Source organism: Micromonospora sp. ATLC16 (genome assembly GCF_057196645.1).
This window is the reverse complement of record NZ_JBXUOW010000014.1, coordinates 88,404-94,621: the sequence shown is the minus strand read 5'-3', so window position 1 is coordinate 94,621 and position 6,218 is coordinate 88,404. Positions and strand designations below refer to the sequence as shown.

The 6,218-nt window shown below is 71.4% G+C and carries 5 protein-coding genes; 2 read left to right on the top strand and 3 right to left on the bottom strand.

Going from position 1 to position 6,218, the window contains the following annotated elements; all coding sequences use genetic code 11:
- From AC2CHE_RS08915 to AC2CHE_RS08905, 3 genes are all read right to left on the bottom strand, one after another.
- On the bottom strand, positions 1 to 1,843 hold a 1,843-nt coding region (locus AC2CHE_RS08915; RefSeq protein ID WP_484504420.1), incomplete at its 3' end, for a thiamine pyrophosphate-dependent enzyme.
- Between the two features lie 37 nt (positions 1,844 to 1,880).
- Complete coding sequence (locus AC2CHE_RS08910; protein ID WP_484504412.1) at positions 1,881 to 2,372, bottom strand: MarR family winged helix-turn-helix transcriptional regulator; 492 nt, start codon at positions 2,370 to 2,372, stop codon at positions 1,881 to 1,883.
- Between the two features lie 129 nt (positions 2,373 to 2,501).
- Entirely contained in the window at positions 2,502 to 2,906 is a 405-nt protein-coding gene (locus AC2CHE_RS08905) for a secondary thiamine-phosphate synthase enzyme YjbQ (RefSeq protein WP_484504411.1), read from the bottom strand.
- Positions 2,907 to 3,068: 162 nt separating this feature from the next.
- On the opposite strand from AC2CHE_RS08905, the gene aceE reads away from it, so the two are divergent.
- Positions 3,069 to 5,813 carry a pyruvate dehydrogenase (acetyl-transferring), homodimeric type gene (gene aceE / locus AC2CHE_RS08900; RefSeq protein WP_484504410.1) on the top strand — a complete coding sequence of 915 codons (2,745 nt, stop codon included), beginning with the start codon at positions 3,069 to 3,071 and terminating at the stop codon, positions 5,811 to 5,813.
- Positions 5,814 to 5,949: 136 nt separating this feature from the next.
- On the top strand, positions 5,950 to 6,201 hold the full coding sequence (locus AC2CHE_RS08895) for a hypothetical protein (RefSeq protein WP_484504409.1): 252 nt from the start codon (positions 5,950 to 5,952) through the stop codon (positions 6,199 to 6,201).
- The last annotated feature ends 17 nt before the right edge of the window (positions 6,202 to 6,218 follow it).

The following is a 6,218-nucleotide window of genomic DNA, read 5'->3' as shown; positions in this document are numbered from 1 at the left end:
CCCGGGGCACGGCGTCGGGGCCGGCGGCGCGGGCGCCCGCGTCGGCGACCGCCAGGGCGACCCGCACCGGGCGGCGCGGTGCCAGCGGGGCGATCACCTCGGCGGCGTCGGCCAGCTTCGGCTCGTCGAGCACCTCCTCGGCGATCCGGCGGACCTGCCAGCCGATCTCGTCGTAGCGGTCCAGCAGTTCCGGCCCGCTGGCCAGGCCCGCATCGACCAGCCGCCGGGCGGTGGCCACCACCGGATCGCGGGCCACGTCGGCGGTGATCTCCGCGACGGGGCGGTACGCGCTCTCGGCGTCCGCACCGGCGTGTCCCATCAGCCGGACCGTGGTCAGGTGCAGCACGGCCGGACGTCGGTGCCGGCGTACCCAGGCTGCCGCCTCGGCCGCCACCTCGTAGGTGCCGACCAGGTCGGCACCGTCGGCGGCGAAGTACCGGATGCCGGGCTTGGACCGCAGGGCCGTCGCCACCCACCCCTGCGGCGACCGGACACTGATGCCGAGCCCGTTGTCCTCGCAGACGAAGAGCACCGGGATGCGCAGGCCGGTGTGGTCGTACCAGCCGGCGGTGTTGAACGCGGCCGTGGCGCTGGCGTGGTTGATCGAGGCGTCCCCGAACGAACAGACCACGATGGCGTCGGCCGCCCAGGGCGTCGGCTCGGGTTCCGCGCCGGGTCGGTTCGCTTCTCCTCGGGAGTCCAACCGACGCAGCCGTTCCACGGCGAGACCCATCCCGACCGCGCGGGGCAGGTGCGATGCGATGGTCGAGGTCGTCGGGACCACCGCGAGGTCGGCGCGGCCGAATACCTTGTGCCGGCCACCGGCGATCGGCTCCTGGCTGGAGGCCACCATGCCGCGCAGGACGTCCCGGGCCGCCTCGGCGTACGCCCGGGGCAACGGCCGCTTGACCCCCGTCGTCCGGATCCCGTCGGAACCGGCAGCATCCGGCCCGGGGATCGGCGTGGTCACGGTGGCCGGTCGGGAGTCGGTCAGTGGCACCGCTGCCGGTCGGTCCCCGGCGGCGGCTGCCCGCCCCTGCGGGTGGACGCCGGAGTCGGCAACCGGCGGCAGGTCGGCGGGGTCACCGTCCCTCTGGTCGATCACCGTCGGGTCGGACCCGCCGCCGGACGGGTCCGCGTCGTTGGACAGATCCGCGCCGCCGGACGGGCTCGCGCCGCTCAGCGAGTCGGTCTCCCCGGTGACCGGACCGCTCGCCGGCTCGCCCGGCGTTCCGGGGGCAGCTCCCCGTCCGCCGGTCTCCGGCAGGTCCGAGGCGGGCGGCTCGCCGGATCTGTCGGAAGGCTCAGCCTCGGCGGAATGGCCGGTACCCGCGGCGTCCGTAGCCTGGCCGGCCCGCGCCTCCGCGGCGGTCCGGGCGGACATCTGCCCCGGCGGCACAGCCGGCGCGGACGGCGGAACAGCCGGCGCGGACGGCGGCACAGCCGGCGCGGACGGCGGAACAGCCGGCGCGGAGGGCTGCGGCGTCGGCGCGGACGGGTCGGTCTGTGCGGCGCGGACGCAGTAGAAGGCGCCGGAGCGGTAGTGCAGCAGTACCGGGTCCGTGGGCCGCAGGGCCGCCGCCACCGCGGCATTGCCCTCGTGACCCGCGGAGCCGATGGTGTAGTAGCCCTCGCCGAAGCTGCGCAGCCAGCGACCGGCCAGATCGAGTTGCCGGCTGGTGACCTGGGCGTCGAAGAGGTCCAGCAGTTGGGCACCGGTCAGTGTGCTGTCCTCGGCCACCGGCCGCGTCGGGTCGCCGCGGCGCCGTGGCGCGGCGAGGGCGGCCAGGGACTCCCGGAACCGGTCGTCGAGATCCTGCGGGGTGGTCACGTCCGACAGCATTACCGACCGGGGCACGCCTCGCACAGTCGAGTGTCCCTCACGCCTGCCCGGTCTGGACGCAGTCCGCCGGGCAGCCGCCATCGGAAACCTTCCACACCAGATCACGCAGGGCGGCGAGTTCCTCGTTGTCGAGCGGGGTCAGCAGCCGGGAGTCGGAGAGTACGAGATGGACCCGCTGGCGCATCCGCCGACCGGCGTCGGTCACCACCAACGTCTTCTGCCGCCGGTCTGTCGGGTCGACCCGGCGCTCGACCAGCCCGGCCTGCTCCAGCTTGTCGACCAGAGCGGTGACGTTGGACCTGTCGCAGCGCAGCTGGTCGGCGAGCTCGCGGGCGGGCAACGGACGGTCCGGGTCGAGCTGGTACAGCGCGCGGGCCACGGCCGGGGTCAGGCCCAGCGCGGCGATATCGAGACCCTGGTGGTGCCGCAGGACGGCGGCGACGTGCATGATCCGGCGTACCGTCTCACCGGCCAGCCGGGCGCGGTCGGCCGGTTCGGGGCCAGCCGGGGCGATGATCGGCCGTGACATGGTCACATCCTAGGTGGCGGGCCCCTGCGACCTCGTCCGACTGGAGACGGTGTCGGGCTGCCGAGAGGTGCGTCGGGTCTGCTCCGCTCGGCCGTGTTCGGACATCGTGCGGCGACGAGGGGAACGGGATCAGCCGGACAGGAAGGAGAAGCGGACCTGCCGGGTGGGATTGTCGCCGTTGGTGTCGACCAGGCAGATCGACTGCCAGGTGCCCAGGGCCAGCCGCCCGTCGAGGACCGGCAGCGTCGCGTACGGGGCGACGAGGGCGGGCAGCACGTGATCTCGGCCGTGTCCCGGTGAGCCGTGCCGGTGCCGCCACCGCTCGTCGGTCGGCAGCACGGCGTCCAGCGCGGTGAGCAGGTCGTCGTCCGAGCCTGACCCGGTCTCGATGATGGCCACACCGGCGGTGGCGTGCGGCACGAAGACGTGCAGCAGCCCGTCGCCGCAGCCGGCGACGAACCGCTCGGCCTCGGTGGTGATGTCCCGGACGGTCGGCCGGGAACCGGTCCGGACGGTGATCAGCTCACTGCGCACACCCGCATCCTTCCGTACTGGGCAGCGGCCCGCCGAGACCGCAGTGAACTGGTTAGTAACTGTGTCGAGCGTCGCCCTTAGGTCGGGTGGACGTGACGGCGAGTGCCACGACGGGGCAGGATAGCGCTAGAGACCTACCCACACACTACCGAGGGAACGCCTGTGGCCACGGAACGCAAGCGCCCGGTGATCACGGCCGGCCTGCCGAGCCAGCTTCCGGACATCGACCCCGAAGAAACCAGCGAGTGGGTCGAGTCGCTCGACGGTGTCATCGGCGACCGTGGCACCAAGCGAGCCCGCTACGTCATGCTGCGGCTGTTGGAGCGCGCCCGGGAGCGCCAGGTCGGCGTGCCGTCGCTGACCACCACCGACTACATCAACACCATCCCGCCGGAGCGCGAACCGTGGTTCCCCGGCGACGAGCACGTCGAGCGCCGGATCCGCGCGTACGTGCGGTGGAACGCGGCGATGTTGGTGCACCGCGCGCAGCGGCCGGAGATCGGCGTCGGTGGCCACATCTCGACCTACGCCAGCTCGGCCTCGCTCTACGAGGTCGGCTTCAACCACTTCTTCCGGGGCAAGGACCACCCGGGCGGCGGCGACCACCTCTTCTACCAGGGGCACGCCTCCCCCGGCATGTACGCGCGGGCGTACCTGGAAGGCCGGCTCAGCGAGAACCAGCTCGACGGCTTCCGGCAGGAGTTGTCCCACCCCGGCGGTGGCCTTCCCTCGTACCCGCACCCCCGGCTGATGCCGGACTTCTGGGAGTTCCCCACGGTCTCCATGGGTCTGGGTGGTCTGAATGCCATCTACCAGGCCCGGTTCAACCGGTACCTGCACCACCGGGGCATCAAGGACACCTCCGACCAGCACGTCTGGGCCTTCCTCGGCGACGGCGAGATGGACGAGCCGGAGAGCCTCGGTGCGATCGGGATGGCCGCCCGCGAGGAGCTGGACAACCTCACCTTCGTGATCAACTGCAACCTGCAACGCCTGGACGGGCCGGTACGCGGCAACGGCAAGGTCATGCAGGAGCTGGAGGCGTTCTTCCGGGGCGCCGGCTGGAACGTGATCAAGGTGGTCTGGGGGCGGGAATGGGACCCGCTGCTCACCGCCGACACCGACGGCGCGCTGGTCAACCTCATGAACACCACGCCCGACGGCGACTACCAGACCTACAAGACGGAGTCCGGGGCGTACGTGCGGGAGCACTTCTTCGGTCGTGACCCGCGTACCCGCAAGATGGTCGAAGGGCTGACCGACGACGAGATCTGGAACCTCAAGCGGGGCGGGCACGACTACCGCAAGCTGTACGCGGCCTACAAGGCGGCGACCGAGCACACCGGCCAGCCGACCGTGATCCTGGCCAAGACGATCAAGGGCTGGACGCTTGGCTCGCACTTCGAGGGCCGCAACGCCACGCACCAGATGAAGAAGCTGACGCTGGAGAACCTGAAGACCTTCCGCGACCGGCTCTACCTCGACATCCCGGACTCGGCGCTGGAGGAGAACCCCTACCTGCCGCCGTACCTGCGGCCGGACGAGAAGTCCGACGAGATGCAGTACCTGCACGAGCGGCGCAAGCAGCTCGGCGGCTACCTGCCGAGCCGGCGGACCAGTGTCAAGCCGCTGACCATCCCCGGCGCGGAACGCTTCGCCGACGTCAAGCGCGGTTCGGGCAAGCAGAAGGTGGCCACCACGATGGCCTTCGTACGCCTGCTCAAGGACCTGATGAAGGACAAGGAGTTCGGTAAGCGCTGGGTGCCGATCATCCCTGACGAGGCGCGCACCTTCGGCCTGGATTCCATCTTCCCGACCGCCAAGATCTACTCGCCGCACGGCCAGCGGTATACGTCGGTGGACCGGGAGCTGTTCCTGTCGTACAAGGAGTCGACCGCCGGGCAGATCCTGCACGAGGGGATCAACGAGGCCGGTTCGGTCGCCTCGTTCACCGCGGCCGGCACGTCGTACGCCACCCACGACGAGCCGATGATCCCGATGTACATCTTCTACTCGATGTTCGGGTTCCAGCGCACCGGCGACGGCTTCTGGGCCGCCGCCGACCAGATGGCCCGGGGCTTCGTGCTCGGCGCCACCGCCGGCCGCACCACGCTCAACGGTGAGGGGCTCCAGCACGAGGACGGGCATTCCCTGCTGCTGGCCGCCACCAACCCGGCGGTCATCGCATACGATCCGGCGTTCGCGTTCGAGATCGCGCACATCATGGAAAACGGCCTGCACCGGATGTACGGCGCGGAGCCGGAGAACGTCTTCTACTACCTCACCGTCTACAACGAGCCGATTCACCAGCCGGCGGAACCCGACGGCGTGGACGTCGAGGGCATCGTCAAGGGCATCCACCGCTACTCCCCCGCGCCGTCGGTGGACGGGGACGCTCCCCGGGCGAACCTGCTGGCCTCCGGCACCGGCGTGCAGTGGGCGCTCAAGGCGCAGCAGTTGCTGGCGCAGGACTGGGGGGTGGCCGCCGACGTCTGGTCGGTCACCTCGTGGACCGAGCTGCGCCGCGACGCGGTGGAGTGCGAGGAGTACAACCTCCTGCACCCGGGCGCCGAGCAGCGGGTGCCGTACATCCAGCGCAAGCTGGCCGACGCCGACGGCCCGAAGGTGGCGGTCAGCGACTGGATGCGGGCGGTGCCGGACCTGATCTCCCGGTGGGTGCCGGGCGACTGGACGTCGCTGGGCACCGACGGCTTCGGGCTGTCCGACACCCGGCACGCGCTGCGGCGGCACTTCCACGTCGACGCCGAGTCGGTGGCGGTCGCGACGCTGCGGCAGCTCGCGCTGCGCGGGGCGGTGCCGGCCCACGTGCCGACCGAGGCGGCCAAGAAGTACGCGATCGACGACGTCAACGCCGCCCCCGTCGGCGAGACCGGCGGCGACAGCTGAGCAGTTCCACTCCAAAGGGCCCGGCGCGCACACCGCACGCCGGGCCCTTCCACATCCCCACCCACCCCACCCACCCCCAGTCTCGTTGATCATGAGGTTGGCGGCGTTTTGAAGATCGACTACTGCCGCCAACCTCATGATCAACAGAGCTGGGGGTGGCTCGGGCACGCCGGGCGGCCGGTCGACGACCTGCAACGGCATCTGGGCGCGTACGGGCACCTGGCGGCGCTGCGCCAGGGCGATCTGGCGTATTTCGGCGGCGGCCAGCCAGCCCAGCTCGGTGGTGGCGTTCGGCGTCACCGTGCCGTCGGCCGGCACCTACCGGCCGTTCTTCGAGTTTCGGCACCTGGACGAGGTACGCATCGCCGCGTTCACCGTGAACGTGTGAGTCGCGCTCCGGCACCG

Bases quoted from the DNA above. Each gene is read 5' to 3' on its own strand.
- AC2CHE_RS08910 (WP_484504412.1), bottom strand. From the start codon at position 2,372: ATGTCACGGCCGATCATCGCCCCGGCTGGCCCCGAACCGGCCGACCGC.
- AC2CHE_RS08895 (WP_484504409.1), top strand. From the start codon at position 5,950: ATGATCAACAGAGCTGGGGGTGGCTCGGGCACGCCGGGCGGCCGGTCG.